Genomic DNA, 15775 nt, shown 5'->3' with positions numbered 1-15775 from the left:
GTGCTCCAGGGGGACGACGATCGGTGTCGGATGTCAGCGGTGCAGGGCCAGCGGGTTGGGCACGTAGGTCCACTGCGCCTTGCCCGGGTTCTCGGAGAGGCGCATGGCGACGGTCGCCTTCAGCGGCATCGTGTCGCCGAAGAACGCCGTGGCGTCCTCGTGGTCCGGCAGGCCGGCGTACACCCGGCGGCCGGCCTCGGCCACCGCACCCCACAGCGCTCGGGGATCGGCCCCCCGCGTCCGCGTGAGGACGTCGACCAGCTCGCTGAAGACTCCGCTGATCAGGCCGCCGAACAGTTTGGTGTGCAGCGCGCCCACGTCGTCGCCCGCGCGGGTGCCGAGCAGCGGTGGCAGCTCGAAGCCGCACCGGGCCAGGCGCCGTGGGCTGACTCGTACGCCGTCCAGATCCCGGTACAGCACCCGCACCGGCTGCCCGTTCCGCAGCACGACCAGGGTGTTCTGGCCGTGGGCCTCCAGTGCCACGCCCATGGAGAGCAAGGTCAGTGCGGGCGGCAGGACGAGCCCGGCGAAGTCCGCGAGCCAGCGCACCGGATTTCCCGAGATCACGGTGGCTCCTGTCGCGTGGACGGCGGTGAGCGGAACCGCGATCTCCCCGGGGTCGAGGTAGCGCTCCGTCGATTCCCGGATCATCGCCGCCAGGCTCGCCGAGGGCTGTCCGTCCACCCGCACCGCTCCGCCGCCCAGCTCACGCAGGATGCGGAGGCTTCCCCCGTACCCGGCCTTGTCCAGGAGAGCCGAGACCAGATCGGACAGTGGGGGCCCGTCGGCGACCTCGGCCGGGGAAATGGTGCGCCGGTAGTTGGTGACCTGCACGTCGAGCGCCGTCTTGATGTGACACCCCGGCAGGACGCCCAGCGGTACGAGGGTCCGCAACGACAGCAACGGCCGGGCCGGGATCGTCTCCTCCGCGACGGCCAGGTCTGGATGGTGCGCGAGCACATGGTCGTGCTGCCAGGGATGCAGCGGCATCAGGATCGTGTCGCCGTCGCGCAGTTGCGGCGGCCAGGCGCCGGCCCCCTGCCAGCGGTCGGCCGGGACCCGGAGCAGCGCCAGCGGGACAACTGGGCGGTGCTCGGGAGCATAGGCGAGCACATCGGCGATCGACATACCGGTACGCGTCCGGCTGCAGGGATGCTGCGGGTGGCCGTCGACAACCGCCTGCTCGGCGTCCGCCGAGTCGCTCGGCGGGGCCGTCCGGTCTGTGTTCGCGGCCCTGGCCAGCGCCAGGTTGACCACGCTGTTGTCGAGCTCGGTCGCCAGTCGTTCCGCCGCGGGGGTGTGCAGGCCGAGCTGCGCCAGGAGCTCCGCCGGCCCCCTGATCACTCCCTCGGGACCGGACACGGTGAAGCCCGCCGGCACCTCGGCGAACGGCAGCGCACACCGCTGAGCCGCCGACAGTGAGCCACCCCCTTGCAGGTCGACCACGAGACTGTCGGACTCACGGTGATGTCCGACCACACCGGGCACGGGTTCTCGTGCGAGGGCGCCCCACAGGCGGCCCAGCACGGTTGCCCGCGCTCCCGGGAGCGCGGCCGTGAACGACTCCACCAGGTCCGGCCGGATGCGGCGCAGTTCAGCAATGGGCATGAGGTGTCCAGGGGCTCGGAGGCGCTTGTCACGCGGTGTCCGGTGGCACCGGACGTGCAACCGACGCTAGGGGAAGACGATCAAGGGGATTGCCAGAGCAAATACAGCGGGGATCCCGGAATCGTTCGAGGAGGTGCTGTGCTTTTCCCGCCTCCGGCCGATTCCGCGGCGATGCTTCAACCGATGCTCTCTGACGCTGGATCAGTTTTCGACTCCGGTGGGGATGGCCGAACCCGACCGTGGCCCGCACATCGGCGGCTTGGGAGCCGAGTTGCCTGCCGCGGGGGCGGAGCCGGCATCCGCCGGTGTTCGAATGTCCTGGCTCTCTGCTTGATCCGGCCGGCGACCTACTGGCTGTCGCCGTCGCATCGGGTGTCGGCGGCTACGCCGTCCGTGGTGAATCCAGCTGCCCGCGAAGACAAGGATCACCGGCTCGGGGGAGGTTCCGGCGTTTGCGCCGCACGCTCCGGCGGAAGTCTGTGAGCCTTCCGGCATGCGTGTATTGCTGATCGAGGACGACGACCGGGTGGCCGGACCGCTGATGGAGGGGCTGCGCCGTTTCGGGTTCACCGTGGAACACGCCAGAAGCGGCGCCGACGGCCTCGCCGCGCCGGAGGCGGCGATGGTGCTGCTGGACCTGGGGCTGCCCGACATGGACGGCATCGACGTCTGCCGTTCGCTCCGGGCCCGCTCGGCGGTGCCGATCATCATGATCACTGCCAGGGACGACGAGGTGGACCGGGTGCTCGGTCTGGAGCTGGGTGCGGACGACTATGTCTCGAAGCCGTTCGGCGTACGGGAACTCGTCGCCCGGATCCGGGCCGTCACCCGCCGCACCCGCCTCGCAGGGCCGGACACGCGCCACGACGAGCGGAAGCCGTCGGCCGACCCGGCGCGGCCCGGGATGCCCGACGTCCAGCGGATCGGCCCGCTGGCCATCGACCGCCGCACCCGGCAGGTGCACCTCAATCAGGCGCCGGTCGCCCTTGCCCCCAAGGAGTTCGACCTGCTCACCTGCCTCGCGGAAGACCCCGGAGCCGTCTGCTCCCGCCGGCAGATTCTCGACACGGCGTGGGAGCCGAACTACTTCGGCCCCACCAAGACCCTGGATGTCCACATCGCCGCGCTGCGCCGCAAACTCGGGGACTCCGCCTGGATCGAGAACATCCGCGGAATCGGTTTCCGCCTGGTGTCGCCGGCTCCCGTCGACGCCACGTCCGCCACGTCCGCCACGTCCGCCACCTCCGCGGCGGCGTCGGCGTACGACGGAGGGCCCCGGTGACACGTCGCATCCTGCTCAGCCATCTGAGCCTGATACTGCTCGTCCTGCTCACGCTGGAAGTGCCGTTCGGCGTCTTCTACGCCCGCAGCGAGCTGTCCCGCTTCTCCCGTACGGCGCAGCAGGGGGCGATGACGCTCGCCGCGGTCTGCGAGGAAAGGATGGAGCACGGTCTGGCGGCCGACCTCCCCGACCTGGCCCGCGCTTACGGGCGGCGGACCGGCAGCCGCGTGCTCGTCGCCGACGAGAAGGGTGTCGTCCTCACCGACACCGCCCTTGCCCTGGTCGGCAAGGACCTGTCCGCCGCGCCGGACATCGCCGACGCGCTGCGCGATCAGCCCGCTGTCGGTACCCGGAGCGACCCGTCCGCAGGTGGCGAAGTCCTGTTCGTCACCGTGCCGGGTGGCTCCGGCGTCGCCGTCCCCTGTGTGGTGCGGACCGTGTACCGGCTCGGCCCGCTCAAGGCGAAGGTCCATGCCACCTGGCTGGCGCTGGCCGCCGTCGGGCTGGGCGTGCTGGCCACCGTCGCCCTGATCGGCTTCGTCCTCGCCCGGTCGATCACCCGCCCGGTGCGGGCCTTGGAACGCGCCACCGCGCAACTCGCCGAAGGGCGGCTCACCGATCCGCCGGCCACCGATCACGGGCCGCCGGAACTGCGCCGGCTGGCCGCGTCGTTCACGAGGACCGCGACCCGGCTGCAGCACGTGCTCCGGGCTCAGCAGGCGTTCGCCTCCGAGGTGTCGCACCAACTGAGGACCCCGCTGACCTCACTACGCCTGCGCCTGGAGAATTTCGAGCCGCACCTCGCCCCCTGCGCCCAGGACAGCCTCGACACGGCGCTGGCGGAGATGGAGCGGCTCAGTCGTATGGTGCAGGGGCTGCTCGCACTCGCCAGACTGGAGAACTCCGCGATCAGACCGGAGGCGGTCGATCTCGACGCCGTCGTCGCCGACCGCGCGGCCATCTGGACGGCCTTCGCCGACGAACAACACGTCGGCATCGTCGTCTCCGGAGCCACGGCCGTCCGGGTGTGGGCGGTCCCGGGAGCACTGGAGCAGATCATCGACAACCTGCTCTCCAACGCGCTGCGTGTGTCCCCACCGGGAACCGCCATCACTCTGGCCGTCACCACCGCCCCGAAAGACGGCAGCCGCACACCGCCCGTGGCCGAGCTGCATGTGATCGACCAGGGTCCCGGCATGACCGAGGCCGAACGGCAGAAGGCCTTCGACCGGTTCTGGAGAGGTTCTGACGCCGACCATGACGGCACGGGCCTCGGCCTGCCGATGGTCCGGCAGCTCGTCCGCGCCAGCGGTGGTGAGGTCACCCTGGAGGAAGCTCCCGACGGCGGGCTCGACGCCGTGGTCCGCCTCTCGTACGCCGAGAGCCGCACTCACCAGGAAGGCCTGGGCGCCTCCGTGGACGTCGACTCCGCGGGACGCCCGCGTCGCCACACCACCCACGGCGTGGTGTCGGCGGGGATGGCCGTGGGCAGCCGGATCAGAGAAAAGCGGCCGAAGTGACCGAGAAGGGTGAGACAGGTTGCTGTGGCAGCGACCGGCGCCCCCTGGGGACCCTCTCGGGATGCGTTCAGGCTCGCACTGCCAACTTGCCGATCACGACCGCAGAGCACGTCGTCGGACCGCCCCCTCGTCCCCGTCCGACGGTCGCGGTCGGCGACCTCGCCCTGGTGGCCTCCCTGGCCGTCCAGTTCAGTCTGCGCCGGTTGTGCGCACGGCGCCCGGCCGGCATCGACGTCCCCGAACAGGCGTCCCCCCACTCCCGTGAGAGGGGGCCGTCCTCCCCGGTTCCGGGTCCGGCGGGGGAACACACCGCCGAATTCCGTTGATTGACCGATCCAACCTGGTCACGGGTCTAGGGACGCACCATGCTTCGCGCGTAGTGTGAGACAGCATGGGGGAACTGCGTGCGGACTGGAGACTCAGGCTGCGACGCGAGGACGCGCACGGTCCCATCTGCGGGGCCGGTGTACTCGTCGACCAGCACACGGCGCTGACCTGTGCACACGTGGTGCGCCACCCGGATGCCGTGATGTGGCTGGAGTTCGCCGAGAACAGCGCGCTGGAGCCGGTGGCCGCACGGGTCATGGCGGGCGGCTGGCTCGAGGAGGGCGAACACGGCGAGGACGTCGCCGTGTTACGGCTGGACAGCCCACGCCCGCAGGCGCGTCCCGCTCCGCTGGAACCGGTGCTCAGGGCCGGTACGGAGGTGTACGCGACCGGGTACGCGGAGGGCTTCGACGACGGCATGAGCCTGTGGGGCCGCATCGGTGGCGTCACCGGTGAGCAGGTGCAGCTCGACGCCGTCACCAAGGCGGAGGTGGTGCGGGCCGGTTTCAGCGGCGCCGCCGTCTGCACCCGGCCTCGGGAGGGCCGCCCTGCCCGGGTGGTCGGCCTTGTCGTCAGCTGGCGCGGGGACATGGGAGAGCTGCTGCCCGAGGACAACCGGGTCGCCTTCTCGTATCTGATCCCGGTCGACCGCATCGCCGAACTCTCGCCCGCCGTCAAGGAGTTGTGCAGCCCGGACGCCTGGGACCACGGCTTCGAGGAACGGCTGAGCCGGTGGTACGCCGATCCGGACGAGGACCCGGTGAAGATCACCGTAGTGTCCCCGGGCAGCGGCAAGGACCGCTCGCTGCGCCATCTGCTGCACCGCGCCGACGTCGTCCATCGCGGCGGCGACAGCAGACCGGACCTCGCCGACCACGCCCTGGGACGGGTCTCCTTCCCGGTCGGCGAGTACCTCGCGTACTGGGACTGGCTGCTCGGCACCGACCGCCGGCCCCCGCGGTCGGCCGATGTCACGCCCGTCCGGCCCGTCACGGTCGTGGTCGACGCCTTCGACGAAGAGCCCCAGCCCGGTCCTCTCCTCGAACTCCTCAGCCGGTTAAGGATGCTGGGATTCCGGCTGCTGCTCGTCTTCCGCCACGAGGGCGGCACCGGCTGGAGCGCGGCCCGCGACGAGCTGCTGCGGCCCGCCCTCCTCGACCACGCGGACGCCCTGCTCGGCCGGCTCGAGCTCGCCGAGTTCGGCAACGCCATCCGCCGTGACGTCGTCGACAGCGCCTCCCTGGACTCCGTCACCGAGACGGCCGACCTGCGCCGCACCGAGCTCCGCCGGATCGGCGCGTTACGGGACCCGCAGCAGCAGCTCACCCGGCTGCGCTCGCTGCTCAGGACCCTGCGCACCGACCTGGACCGCCAGGGAGGCCGGTGATGCGGGGCGCCGCCCGGACCGAGCCCGGGAATGAGGGCGATGGGAGGACGACCGGCTGCCCGCACCGGAGCTTCGACGGATCCCCCTGCAAGGGCTCCGTACTGCCCACCGGCTGGTGTGACCAGTGCGGCCGCGCGGAGCAGGGTCCCGGACTGCCCGCCCTGCCCGAGGACCCGCGGGACTTCGGCCCCCATGACCTGCTGGCGCTCCCCGACCGCGCGCCCCGCCCTGCCGAGGCACGCCTCGTCCGTGCGCAGACGCCGCTGCGCATCCGGATGGGCTGTTCGGCCGCCGACTGCGGTATCACCTTCGCCCCGCCCTTCACCGAGGGCCCGGTGCCCATCACGGGGTACTGCCCGGCGTGCGGCGAGCGTTACTCGTACGAACCGGAGCTCACCGAGGGCGAGTTGCTGCGCGACCAGTACCGGATCATGGGGCCGATCGCGCACGGCGGCCAGGGCTGGGTCTACCTCGCCGAGGACACCCATCTCGGGGACGTCGTCGCCGTCAAGGGTCTGCTCAACCGGTACGAGCACGACGGCGCCCGGCTCGCCGACGTCGAGCGCCGCAACCTGGTCGCCATGCGCCACCCCCGGATCGTCCAGATCCGCGACTTCGTCGCCCGCGGCGACGGCACCGGGGAGATCACCGGCGGCTACATCGTCATGGACGACGTCGGCGACGGCACCCTGGAGAAGGTCGTCGAGGAGACCCGGCGGGGCGAGTCGGTCCTCGACGTCGAGCACGTGGCGGCGTACGGCTGTCAGATCCTCGAAGCCCTGGTGCACCTGCACGCCGGCGGTGAACGGGTCTTCGTCTACGGCGACATGAAGCCCTCGAACGTCGTGCACCACGGGAACGGCGTCAAGGTCATCGACCTCGGCGGTATGCGCGAGGAGGGCCAGAGCCGCCCGCCCGCCCACGTCACCAGCGACTACATGGCGCCCGAGATCGCGTTCTCCGGTCTGCCCACCGTCGCCCACGACCTGCACACCGTCGGCGTCACCCTGCGGGAACTCGCCCACTGGGCCGTCGACAAGGTGCCGGGCCTCGGCACCGGCTCCTTCTGGCAGGTCGTCGAGCGCGCCGTGCGGACCGACCCCGGCCTGCGCTTCGCCGACGCCCGCGAGATGGCCGGCCAACTGCGGGGCGCGCTGCGGGAGATCAGGGCCCTGCGCGGCAAGAGCGACCCGCCCGAGCCCTCCGACTACTTCCGTCCGTCCCCGCAGCTGCTCGGCGCCCGGCTCGGCACGGTGCCGGGCATCGAGCACTGGCTGGGGCGGCCACGCCGCGACCGTTACGAGCCGCCGGTGGCCCCGGCCCTCGACCTCGGCACCCCCACGCCCACCGAGATCGCCGGCTGTCTGCCGGTGCCGCGGCGCTATCCGGGCGACCCGCAGACGGCGCGGTTCGAGGTGAGCAGCGGTTACGACCCCGGGCTGCTCCTCGACCAGGAGGACGAGAAGCCGGCGTCGGTGGAGATCTGTCTGCACAACGTGCGCGTCCTGCTGGCCCGGAACACCAGGGACGATCTGGAGCTGGCCCAGGCGGAGCTCGACACCGCCGACTCCATCCCCGGACCGTCCGCGGTGCGCCGCTGGCGGCTGGAGTGGCACCGCGCGCTGCTCGCGCTGCGCCACGCCGGTCTCTACGACAACCCCCAGCAGGTCGCCGACGCCCAGGCCCACTTCCTGCGGGCCCTCCACGAACTGCCCGGCGAGTATGCCCCCAAACTGGCCCTCGCCTACTGCCGGGAGCGGCTCGGCGACCACGGCAACGGGCCCAGCGCCAGGGAGCTGTACGAGGCGGTGTTCGCCCGCAACCCCGCGCACGGCGGCGCCGCCCTGGGCCTGGCCAGACTGGCGCTGCGCGCGGGCGACCGGCGAGCGGCCCTCGACGTCCTCGGCCGGGTCGGGCCCGGCACCCTGGACCACACCGTGGCCCGGATCGCCTCCCTGCGGATCCGCGCGGCCCGCCTGCCCGGTGACGCCGGAGCGCCCCCGAGGAATTTCGATCCGCTGCCCGCGCCCGCCGAGGTCGACGCGGCGCTGGCCGAACTGCCCGGCCTGGTGGGCCGCGGACCGGGCGCCGGCGAGCCGAGCCTGTCCGAGGACGAGGCACTGCGACTGAGGACCGAGCTGCACGAATGGAAACTGGACGCGCTGCACCACCAGAGCGACCGGGCCGGCGCTCCGGGCGCGGGCGCCGGCCGGCTCGACGCCCGCCGGCTCAGACGCCTGCCCTCGCCGGAGCGCGAGCAGCGCAGGCGGATGGAGTCGCTCTACCGGCAACTGGCGGCGCGGCACCGGGAGTCGGCCGCCACCCACGAACACCTCGTGGACCTCGTCCACGCGGTACGACCGCAGACCCGCGTGTGACCGCACGACACGACGGAACCGCCCGACATGAGCAGGACCGCACAACATGACGGGACCGCACAGCACGAAAGGACCGCACAGCACGGAGGGACCGCGCAGCACAAGGGGACCGCACAACATGACGGGGCCCCAGCACGAAAGGACCGCACGGCACGAAAGGACCGCACGGCACGAAAGGACCGCACAGCACGAAAGGACCGCACAGCACGGAGGGACCGCGCAGCACAAAGGGACTGCGCGGCACAAGGGGCCTGCGCAGCATGACGGGACCGCACAGCACGACGGACCGATCAGCACGACGGGACCGATCGGCACGACGGGACCGATCGGCAGGCACCGGAGGCGCCGTGCGCATGGTGACGAAGCGAAGGAGCGGTGACGCAGGACATGAGCAGCCACACCCGGCCGCCGCAGCCGGGCATCCGACTCCACGTCGACCTCGACGGCGAGCTGCGCCCGCACCGCAGCGCGAAGATCGAGGCCCATCTGCGGGTCGACGTGGCCGCCGACGGCGCCCCCACCGATCTGCCCGCCGTCGAACTCGCGGTGATCATCGCGGTGGACGTCGCCGAGTCCGACCGGGCGGCCGTACGGCACGCTCTGCCGGCCGCGCTGCGCGCCCTGCCCGACCGGATCTCCTTCGCCGTGCTCGGCAGCGGCCCCGAGCCGGTCCGGTGCTATCCGCTCGGCGACGACGAGTGGGCCGTCGCCGACCAGAACCAGCGGCGCCGGGCCGCGTTCGCCGCGGGCTCGCTGCCGCTGCACCGGGACGGTCCGCGGCCCGCCGGGTACGCCCCCTGGGCGGCCAGGGCGCGGGCCCTGCTCGCCGGCCGCCCACTGTCCGTGCGGCATCTGATGCTGATAACCGACGGCAGCAGCGCGGCCGGCGAGACCCGTCTCGAAGAGGAACTGGACGTCTGCGCCGGTGAGTTCACCTGCGATGTGTTCGCGGTGGGCACCGAATGGGCGCCCGATCCGCTGCTGGCCCTCGCCGAACGGCTGCACGGCACCGCCCAGTTCGTGGACGAGGGGCTCGGCCGGGCGGTCACGGACGCCGTCGCTCGTCTGCGCCGGGTGCCCACGCCCCAACTGCCGATCGAGGTGACCCTGCGGCCCTCCGTGCGCCAGGTCTCGCTCAGCGAGAAGGCGCCCCGGCCGCACCGCCTCGTCGGGCTGCCCCGGCCCGGCCGGTCGCACTGCTGGAGCTTCCCCACCCACCAGTGGGAGCAGGGCAGCCGCGACTACCTGCTCACCCTGGTCGCGGGCGCCGACGACGACCCGCTGGAGACCGAGCTGCAGTTCGCCATGGTCTCCATCGGCGATGTCCATGCGCCCGTCGTCGCCCGCTGGCACCTGCCTGGGCAGTCCGCGCCGCCCGCCCCGGCGGGCGGCGGCAGCGTGCGCAGCCTCCACGCCACCGCCCGGATGCGCGGCGCGCTGCGCGAGGGACTCACCGCGCTCCAGGAGCACCGGCCCGACACCGCCCGGGAGTGCCTGGGGCAGGCGGCCCGGCTGGCCGCGCGGTTCGGCACGGACTGGGTGCTGGACGAGATCCGTACGGTCGCCGACATCGAGGACGCGGCCTCGGGGCGGATCCGGCTGCGCGCCGTCGACGCCGGCGCCCTCGGCCCGATGATCCTGCGGGCCGGCTCGCGTCCCGGCGTCCCCCTGGACGACGCCGTCGACGCACCGCCGGGCCCGCGCTGCGGCACCTGCCGCAACCGAGCGGGGAGCGAGGCCCGTTACTGCATCGCCTGTGGGGAGAAGCTGCTGTGACGACCGTACGGACGGCCTTCCTACGGCGGTACTCCCCCGCCGCGTTCTGGCGCGGGCGGCTTGGTCACTGGCGGACCCGCCGACTGCTGGAGACGCATCTGCTGGTGCTGTTCCTGTGCGCGGCCGTGGCCTCGACCGCCCTGTTCTTCTCCTACCGGCAGACCGAGCGCGGTGCCGCCGCCCTCGCCGCCCGTGAGGCGCCGGCCGTGCAGGGGCTCGCCGCGACCCGGCTGGCGGCGCTGCGGGCCGACCAGGAGGCCCACGCGCTGGTGCGGACGCACCTGGTCGACGTGGCGGGCTCGGGCGAGACCTATCGGTCCCAGCTCTCCGCCGCCGACCAGGGCCTGTCCAGGATCGCCGACCGCACGGACCAGGACCTCGGCACGGTCAACGGTCTGCTCGCCACCTACGGCAACTCGCTCAACCTCGGTACGTCCATGTACCGCGACCAGCCGCTGATGCGGGAGCAGAAACTCGACGAGGCGGACTCGCTGCTCACCCGCAGCACGGTCGGGCTCGCGCCCCGCCTTGACGCGCTGCAACGGGTCCAGCTGCGGCACGCCGAGGCCACCGCCACCATGGGGCGGTGGCGGCGGCCCGGCTGGTGGCTCGCCGAACTCGCCCTGGGCGCACTGGCGTTGACCCTGCTCTCGGCGCTGTTCATGCTGCGCGACCGGTGCGGCCGCGACTGGAACCCGTATCTGCTCGCGGCCTTCGTCATCACCGTGCTGCTCGCGGTGTTCCCGCTGATGACGACGTCCGCCACCGAGGACCGCCTGGACCGGGCGCTCGGGGATCTCGGCCGGATCACCGAGGTGTCCCGGCACACCGGCCCGGGGCTGGCCACGGCGCAGCAGACCGTCGCGCAGAAGTCGGAGGAGGTCCGGCAGGAACTCACCGACGGCGGCTGGACCGACCGGATGTACCGGGGCACGGTCGTCGGCGGCCTGCTGGTCGTCGTCCTGCCCGCGCTGGGCCTCGGGCTCCGGCTCGACAGCGACTACTGGAGGCGGCGATGACCCGGCGGTTCAAGCTACTGGTCGTACTCGTGGTCATGCTGCTGGTCGCGGCCGTCGGGGTGGTGGTGGCCTGGGCACGGCACGACGACGGGGAGCCGGTGACCATTCTCGGAACCTGGACCGGTGAGCAGGCGGAGCAGTTCGAGTCCGTGTTGCGGGACTTCGGCATCCCCTTCCGCTACCAGGGCACCGCGGCCCAGCGCGAGGTGCTGCTCTCCAAGGTGCAGTCGGGAGAGCCCCCGGACATCGTGATCATGCCGGGCATCGGTGAACTCGCCGAGTACGCCGACCAGAACCGCCTCAAGCCACTGAACGGGCTCTACGACCCGCAGCAGTACGGCGCCCCCTGGAACGCGACCGGCATCTCCTCCTCGTCCGTGTACTGGGTGCCGGTCAAGGCGGACCTGAAGAGCATCGTCTGGTACCGCCAGGACGAGAAGCCCGCCGACTCGCCAGCACCACTGGGGAGTTGGTGCATCGGCATGGGCGACGACGGCGCCTCCGGCTGGCCCGGCACCGACTGGATCGAGGACCTCGTGCTGCAACGGGCGGGCCCGGCCGGCTACGAGCCGTGGGCGCTGGGCACCGGCGGGAAGAAGTGGTGGCAGAGCGCCGCGGTGCGTTCCGCCTGGGAGGCCTGGGCCGGTCTGCTCGGGCAGGACCGGACCAGGGCCCGGCACGCCCTGCTCACCGACCATCGCGGTGCTCCGGACAGCGACGGGCTGCTGTTCGACGGCTGGGGCGGATGCGGTCTGGAGCACCAGGGTTCCTTCGCGCGTTCCTTCTACAAGACCGAGGCGCGGCACGCGGACCTGACGGACTCCGCTCCGCTGCTGCCCGGCGGCGGCCCGGTCCGGGCCCACGAGGTGACCGGGGACTTCGCGGCCCTGTTCAGCGACAACTCCCGGGCCCGTGAGCTGATCCGGCTGCTGGCCTCCAAGGACGGCCAGCAGGAGTGGGCCCGCTCGGCGGACTTCTTCTCCGCGAACCGGCAGGTGACCCCGCAGAACCACCCGGTCGAACGCAAGATCGCCGCACGGCTCCGCGAGGGCCCGCGCTGCCTGGACGCCTCGGACGTCATGGCACCCGCCGTACGGGACGCCTTCTACGAGGCCGTCCTGCAGACCATCGCCAGGGTCGCCGCCGGCCAGGACCCCGGCATCCCGGGCCTCCTCCGGGACCTCCAGCGGGTGCAGGACGCACAGGGCACCCCTGGCAGAGCGGCACCGCGGTCGGTGTGCAGCCCCCGGTGAACAACCGGCCGCCGGTCACCGAGGGTCTGTCTGACAATTCCCGTCGTCGCCCGGAGGGCGGCCACGCGGCGTCAGGTGCGTGCTCTGGGGGTCCCCCCGGCCGGAGGCTGGGGGCGTGCCGGGCGTAGGCCCTCGTACTGCGTGTACTTGGGTCGGCGCCCGGTGCGGCGAGAGTGCGTGCATGGCGCCGCGAGGCAGACGGGAATTGTCAGACAGGCCCCTAGCGCAGAGCTTCCTCCATCGCCGCCAGCCAGGCATCGACCGGCCCCGCAGTCACCAACCCGCTGCCCGCCCCGGCGAGTTGGCCGGCGGCCGGGCGCAGCCGGCCCTGGCAGCGGCGTAGCGTCGGGCGGTCGCCGACCTCCAGGGCGACGGCGGCCACGACACACCACAGCGCCTCGATGTCACCTCCGCGCTGCGCAAGCTGGTGACCCGTTGCCCGGCACGACCGGTGGTGGACACGCTCTCCATCCTCGGTCTTCCGTGGAGGCCACGGAGTCCTGGTGAGCGGCGGCCCGGCACCGCCGGCGTGCCGGGCCGCCCGGGAACGCGCCTCAGGCCTTTTTGAGGGTGACGTCCTGCTGCTGGAGGGCGTGGAAGGACGGCAGCGGCAGGCCGCCCTGGGGGCGCAGCTCCATGATCGTGGCCTCGACATGGGCCGCACCGGTCTTCAGCTTCTCCGAGATCACCTTGCCGGTGTTCTCCCAGTGGTGCTTGGCGCCGTCGCACACGGCACGGGTGCCGCCGACGCCGTGGCGGTAGTTCGGCGAGTCCTGGCTGACCGACGAGCTGACGAACACGGGGCCCGTGGCATCGGTGCAGGTGTAGGTGCCGGAGAGGGTGACCGTGCCGTCGTCGGCGAGACGGCCGGTGGGGTCGACGGTGACGGACTCGGTGGGGGCGGCGGTCGCGGGGGCGACGGCGGCGCAGAGCAGGGCGGCGGAACCGAGGGCCGCGGCGAGGACGGGGCGTAGGGGCATGACATCCTTCCCAGGTCGTGGGGTGGGGCATGCCCTGGATACCGGGCGCCCGGCCCGGGAAGCGTGACCGTCACTCCTTCGGTGGCGCGTCCCACCGGTCCGTCCTGGCCGTGCGGCGGTCGTCGTGGGAGCGTCCGCGAGTTGTCCGTGTGTTGTCACAGGTCGCGACCGGAGGTTCCACGGCGTTCACGACAGGAGCATGGTCTGGTCATGCCGGTCGGCGACCGCGCCGGAGGCAGACCCGTGGAGGTGCGCCATGTGTTCCCACCAGTTCCCGAGCGCGACGGCCGACCGCGGCCTCCCGCACATCGTCGCCGCCCACCCCGAGCAGGGCTGGACCCTGCTGTGCGACGGGGCGATCGTCTTCGACGACACGGGCGAGCTGCACGCCGACGGGAGCGTGGTCGAGCCGCACCGCGGCCCGGCCGGCCGGCTCTCCGTCGCCGCCTGACCCGGCTCCGGACACCCCTGGGGCACGGCCGCCGGCCTGCCCGCCGGTGCCTTCGACGCGCCCCGGCCGCCGCCCGCGGGCGGTCCCGGAATCCTGACACACGTTCAGGCGCGTACCGAAGGTGACCAGCAGCGATGCCGGGGACCTAAAATGATCAACGTGTCCGAGCAACACGCCCCGAGGTCCCTCATCGTCACGCTCTACGGCGCGTACGGCCGCTTCCTGCCCGGCCCGGTGCCCGTAGCCGAGCTGATCCGGCTGCTGGCCGCCGTCGGCGTGGACGCCCCCTCCGTACGGTCGTCGGTGTCCCGGCTGAAACGCCGCGGGCTGCTGGCGCCGGCCCGCACCGCACAGGGCGCCGCCGGCTACGAACTCTCCGCCGACGCACGGCAGTTGCTCGACGACGGCGACCGCCGGGTGTACGCGGGGGCGCCGCCGGAGGACGCGGGCTGGGTGCTCGCGGTGTTCTCGGTGCCCGAGTCGGAACGGCAGAAGCGGCACGTGCTGCGCTCCCGGCTCGCCGGACTCGGCTTCGGCACGGCCGCCCCCGGGGTGTGGATCGCCCCGGCCCGGCTGTTCGAGGAGACCCGGCACACCCTGCGCCGGCTCGGCCTCGACCCGTACGTGGATTTCTTCCGCGGTGAGCATCTCGGGTTCGCGCCCACCGCCGAGGCGGTCGCCCGTTGGTGGGACCTGACGGCGATCGCCAAGGCGCACGAACAGTTCCTCGACGCCCATGAGCCGGTGCTGCGCGACTGGGAGCACCGGACGGACACCGCGCCGGAGGACGCCTACCGGGACTATCTCCGCGCCCTCGACTCCTGGCGCCATCTGCCGTACACCGATCCCGGGCTGCCGGCGAGCCTGCTGCCCGCGGACTGGCCGGGCACCCGTTCGGCCGCCGTCTTCCGGGCGCTGCACGAGCGGCTTCGGGATGCGGGCAGTGTCTTCGTCGGTCTGTGAACAGACCGACGATTGTGAAATGTTCGTGGCGCGGCCCCGTGACCTCTTGCATACCACGAGTCACTCAGCCAAACCTCAGCTTCCTTAACCACTCCTCTCAGACTTCTTACCTACTCTTCGACAGGTCGTACGCGAGCTTGACGAGACGGTAGGGAAGAGGTCTGTTGCGCATGACCACCACGCCAAGGGCTCAGGGGGCCACGGTCTGGCTGACGGGGCTGCCGAGCGCGGGCAAGACGACGATCGCCCGGCTGCTGGGCGATCGGCTCAAGGCCCAGGGACATCGCGTGGAGGTTCTCGACGGCGACGAGATACGCCGCTTCCTCTCGGCCGGCCTCGGCTTCTCCCGGGAGGACCGCAACACCAATGTGCAGCGCATCGGACTGGTCTCCGAGGTGCTCGCGCGCAACGGCGTGCTCTCCGTGGTCCCGGTCATCGCCCCCTACGCCGATAGCCGCGAGGCGGTCCGCAACCGGCACGAGAAGAGCGGCACGCCGTACCTCGAGGTGCATGTCGCGACCCCCGTCGAGGTGTGCAGCGAGCGGGATGTGAAGGGCCTGTACGCCAGGCAGGCCGCGGGTGAGCTGACCGGGCTGACCGGTGTCGACGACCCGTACGAGCCACCCGCCGACCCGGCGCTGGTGCTGCGCACCCAGGACCAGACCCCGCAGGAGTCGGCGGACGCGGTGCACGCGCTGCTGGTGGAGCGAGGGCTGGCATGAGCACCTTCACGCTGTCCCACCTGGACGCGCTGGAGTCCGAGGCGGTCCATGTCTTCCGTGAGGTGGCGGGCGAGTTCGAACGGCCGGTGATCCTGTTCTCCGGCGGCAA

At 72.4% G+C, this 15775-nt stretch carries 13 protein-coding genes and 1 pseudogene; 12 read left to right on the top strand and 2 right to left on the bottom strand.

Annotation, left to right across the window (positions count from 1 at the left end; genetic code table 11):
• Positions 1–33: 33 nt before the first annotated feature.
• Positions 34–1608: an IucA/IucC family protein gene (locus ABTY98_RS36690; protein ID WP_352225454.1), complete on the bottom strand. Its 1575-nt coding sequence runs from the start codon at positions 1606–1608 to the stop codon at positions 34–36.
• A 493-nt stretch (positions 1609–2101) separates the two neighbouring features.
• Between ABTY98_RS36690 and ABTY98_RS36685 the strand changes: the two genes are divergently transcribed.
• The 8 genes from ABTY98_RS36685 to ABTY98_RS36650 all read left to right on the top strand — a co-directional run bounded on the left by ABTY98_RS36685 (position 2102) and on the right by ABTY98_RS36650 (position 12550).
• Entirely contained in the window at positions 2102–2890 is a 789-nt protein-coding gene (locus ABTY98_RS36685; RefSeq protein WP_352225453.1) for a response regulator transcription factor, read from the top strand.
• Positions 2887–4410 carry a sensor histidine kinase gene (locus ABTY98_RS36680; RefSeq protein ID WP_352225452.1) on the top strand — a complete coding sequence of 508 codons (1524 nt, stop codon included), beginning with the start codon at positions 2887–2889 and terminating at the stop codon, positions 4408–4410. Before ABTY98_RS36685 ends, ABTY98_RS36680 begins: the two co-directional genes overlap by 4 nt.
• Before the next feature lie 86 nt (positions 4411–4496).
• Positions 4497–4736 carry a hypothetical protein gene (locus tag ABTY98_RS36675; protein WP_352225451.1) on the top strand — a complete coding sequence of 80 codons (240 nt, stop codon included), beginning with the start codon at positions 4497–4499 and terminating at the stop codon, positions 4734–4736.
• Between the two features lie 65 nt (positions 4737–4801).
• Positions 4802–6124 (top strand): S1 family peptidase, encoded by a 1323-nt coding sequence (locus ABTY98_RS36670; protein WP_352225450.1) that lies wholly within the window; start codon positions 4802–4804, stop codon positions 6122–6124.
• Complete coding sequence (locus ABTY98_RS36665; protein ID WP_352225449.1) at positions 6124–8502, top strand: serine/threonine protein kinase; 2379 nt, start codon at positions 6124–6126, stop codon at positions 8500–8502. The genes ABTY98_RS36670 and ABTY98_RS36665 overlap by 1 nt, the downstream gene beginning before the upstream one ends.
• Before the next feature lie 387 nt (positions 8503–8889).
• A complete protein-coding gene (locus ABTY98_RS36660) occupies positions 8890–10278 on the top strand; it encodes a vWA domain-containing protein (RefSeq protein ID WP_352225448.1) in 1389 nt (462 codons plus the stop codon).
• Positions 10275–11297, top strand: coding sequence for a hypothetical protein (locus ABTY98_RS36655; RefSeq protein ID WP_352225447.1), 1023 nt, complete (start codon positions 10275–10277; stop codon positions 11295–11297). Before ABTY98_RS36660 ends, ABTY98_RS36655 begins: the two co-directional genes overlap by 4 nt.
• Complete coding sequence (locus ABTY98_RS36650; protein WP_352225446.1) at positions 11294–12550, top strand: extracellular solute-binding protein; 1257 nt, start codon at positions 11294–11296, stop codon at positions 12548–12550. The genes ABTY98_RS36655 and ABTY98_RS36650 overlap by 4 nt, the downstream gene beginning before the upstream one ends.
• Positions 12551–13104: 554 nt before the next feature.
• Here ABTY98_RS36650 and ABTY98_RS36645 read toward each other — a convergent pair.
• The gene (locus tag ABTY98_RS36645) at positions 13105–13530 is read right to left on the bottom strand and encodes a DUF6299 family protein (RefSeq protein WP_352225445.1); all 426 of its coding nucleotides are present in this window, start codon (positions 13528–13530) and stop codon (positions 13105–13107) included.
• Between the two features lie 256 nt (positions 13531–13786).
• Here ABTY98_RS36645 and ABTY98_RS36640 point away from each other — a divergent pair, with 256 nt between their 5' ends.
• From ABTY98_RS36640 to ABTY98_RS36625, 4 genes and pseudogenes are all read left to right on the top strand, one after another.
• Complete coding sequence (locus tag ABTY98_RS36640) at positions 13787–13981, top strand: DUF5999 family protein (protein WP_352225444.1); 195 nt, start codon at positions 13787–13789, stop codon at positions 13979–13981.
• A 150-nt stretch (positions 13982–14131) separates the two neighbouring features.
• On the top strand, positions 14132–14944 hold the full coding sequence (locus ABTY98_RS36635; protein WP_352225443.1) for a PaaX family transcriptional regulator: 813 nt from the start codon (positions 14132–14134) through the stop codon (positions 14942–14944).
• Positions 14945–15114: 170 nt separating this feature from the next.
• Positions 15115–15666, top strand: coding sequence for an adenylyl-sulfate kinase (gene cysC / locus ABTY98_RS36630; RefSeq protein ID WP_352225442.1), 552 nt, complete (start codon positions 15115–15117; stop codon positions 15664–15666).
• A pseudogene (locus ABTY98_RS36625) lies at positions 15663–15775 on the top strand (sulfate adenylyltransferase subunit CysD); the annotation flags it as partial. The gene cysC and the pseudogene ABTY98_RS36625, both read left to right, overlap by 4 nt.

This window comes from Streptomyces sp. NPDC096040, from assembly GCF_040303265.1.
GTDB lineage: Bacteria > Actinomycetota > Actinomycetes > Streptomycetales > Streptomycetaceae > Streptomyces.
The sequence above is the reverse complement of the archived record's forward strand: the minus strand, read 5'-3'. Positions and strand labels throughout refer to the sequence as shown.